This window comes from Acinetobacter sp. OYA S30 (assembly GCF_033599315.1).
In the GTDB taxonomy this organism is placed as follows: Bacteria; Pseudomonadota; Gammaproteobacteria; order Pseudomonadales; family Moraxellaceae; genus Acinetobacter; species Acinetobacter baumannii.
Map to the genome: position 1 here is coordinate 1 of NZ_JAWVAV010000097.1, position 2,116 is coordinate 2,116.

The following is a 2,116-nucleotide window of genomic DNA, read 5'->3' on the forward strand; positions in this document are numbered from 1 at the left end:
ATTGAAATCTACTTATTTCTATATTATTATCTACAAATGAATAGATATGTTAGTATTGGCGTTGCAGCTAAAACACTGGGTGTTTCCATCCAAACCCTAAGAAGATGGGATGAGGAAGGCACTTTAGTCGCAGATAGAACCCCAAAAAATCACAGACGTTACGATCTAAGCAAGATCACACCTGAACTTATCCATGATCTATCAATCCAGAACAGCCGAAAAACTATTGCTTATGCAAGAGTATCTAGTCACGATCAAAAGGCTGATCTTGAGCGACAAAAACAAGTTTTGGAAATGTACTGTGCCAAGCAGGGATGGACATTTGAGATTATTAGTGATTTAGGCTCAGGGATGAATTATCACAAAAAAGGGCTTAAGGCTCTTTTGGATGGAATTATTAATAATGAAATTGGTCGATTGGTTTTAACCCACAAAGATCGATTATTACGTTTTGGTGCTGAATTGGTTTTTGCTTTATGTGAAGCTCGGAATGTTGAAATTGTAATTATTAATCAGGGTGAAAATTTGAGTTTTGAGGAGGAACTGGCTCAAGATGTCCTGGAAATTATCACTGTATTTTCAGCACGATTATATGGAAGCCGAAGTAAAAAGAACCAAAAGTTAATACAGGCGGTCAAAGAAGCACTATGAGTCGATTTATACGAGGGCATATCATTGAATTGATGCCCAATAATAAACAAGCAAGCCATTTTGCTCAGGCAAGTGGTGTTGCTCGTTTGTCGTATAATTGGGCTTTAAGAGAGTGGCAGCGACAATACAAGGCTGATAAGGAATATCGAGATCAGTGTGAGTATTATGATGTTGCGGTGAATGAAATGCTTCTTAATAGACCTAAAGAGAGTAAATTAAGAAAACACCTAAACACTTTTAAATTTGAAAAATATCCTTTCATGAAGAAAGTGACTAAGTGCGCACCACAGTTGGCGATTAAGCAGTTGGGTAGTGCTTTTGATAGATTTTTTAACGGCAAATCAGGATACCCCAAGCCAAGAAAAAAAGGCAAGGATGACCGTTTTTCATTATCAAATGATCAATTTAGCGTCAAGGGTCGGTCTATTAAAATCCCTAATTTGGGTTGGGTGAAAATGACTGAGAATCTGCGCTATAAGGGTAAAATTCTCTCGGCCAAAATATTTAAACAAGGTGGTAAGTGGTTTGTATCAATCGCTGTCGAACTCACCCAGATCGAAAAGCTTAAACCGAAAACAGGTTTAAGTATCGGTGTTGATTTGGGTGTCTCTAATCTTGCCACCCTTTCAAATGGTGAGGTTATTCCTTCTAACGCACCACTTAAAAGACAGCTTGCAAAACTAAGACGACTCAACAAGTCTTTTAGTCGTAAGAAAAAAGGTAGTCAGAATCGAGAAAAAGCAAAAGCCAAGCTATCTCGCCTGCACTATAAAATTGTCTGTCTACGCAAGAATAATCTTCATCAAGTCACAACGGATTTGGTAACACGTTTTGATGTGATTGCAATTGAAGATTTGAATGTTAAAGGCATGTTGAGGAATCGTAAACTCGCAAGAGCTATATCCGATATGGGTTTTTATGAGTTTAAAAGGCAGTTGATTTATAAAGCCAAACAGCATGGAAAATCGGTACTTTCGGTTGGTCGATTCTTCCCAAGTAGTAAAATGTGTTCGTGCTGTGGTGAATTAAATCAATCTCTCACACTTTCTGCGCGAGAGTGGAAGTGCTTAGTTTGCCAAACCATCCAAAATCGTGATGTTAATGCATCAATTAATATCCTGCGATATGCGGATAAAGATTTAATCACTGCATAAGTGGTGATTAAGGCGGTGAGTTACACCGTGACAGCCTATGGAATTGAGGTAATCCCTAAAGCAAATGCTTTAGGTTCTTGATGGTGAAGTAGGAATTAAACATCAAACCCACATTGAGTAGGTTTGAGTAGGTTTTAAATAACGGTAAAACTTCATCTCGGTTTATGAAACTTTTGTGACATAGGCCCAAAGAGATGTAGGATTATTTCTATAAACTATGTCTTATATTTTCATTTAAAATAAAAGAATAAAAAATCTTTGAAATCAAGCCTTCAGTTATATTTTTCGCCAGACTCAAAAAGTGTGCTTTA

At 37.2% G+C, this 2,116-nt stretch carries 2 protein-coding genes; both read left to right on the forward strand.

All coding sequences use genetic code 11. The features are described from left to right. Positions 1–36 precede the first annotated feature (36 nt). Positions 37–651 carry an IS607 family transposase gene (locus tag R5R67_RS19210; RefSeq protein ID WP_152342123.1) on the forward strand — a complete coding sequence of 205 codons (615 nt, stop codon included), beginning with the start codon at positions 37–39 and terminating at the stop codon, positions 649–651. Beyond that, positions 648–1,805, forward strand: a complete 1,158-nt coding sequence (locus tag R5R67_RS19215; protein WP_016659040.1) for an RNA-guided endonuclease InsQ/TnpB family protein — start codon at positions 648–650, stop codon at positions 1,803–1,805. Before R5R67_RS19210 ends, R5R67_RS19215 begins: the two co-directional genes overlap by 4 nt. Positions 1,806–2,116 lie beyond the last annotated feature (311 nt).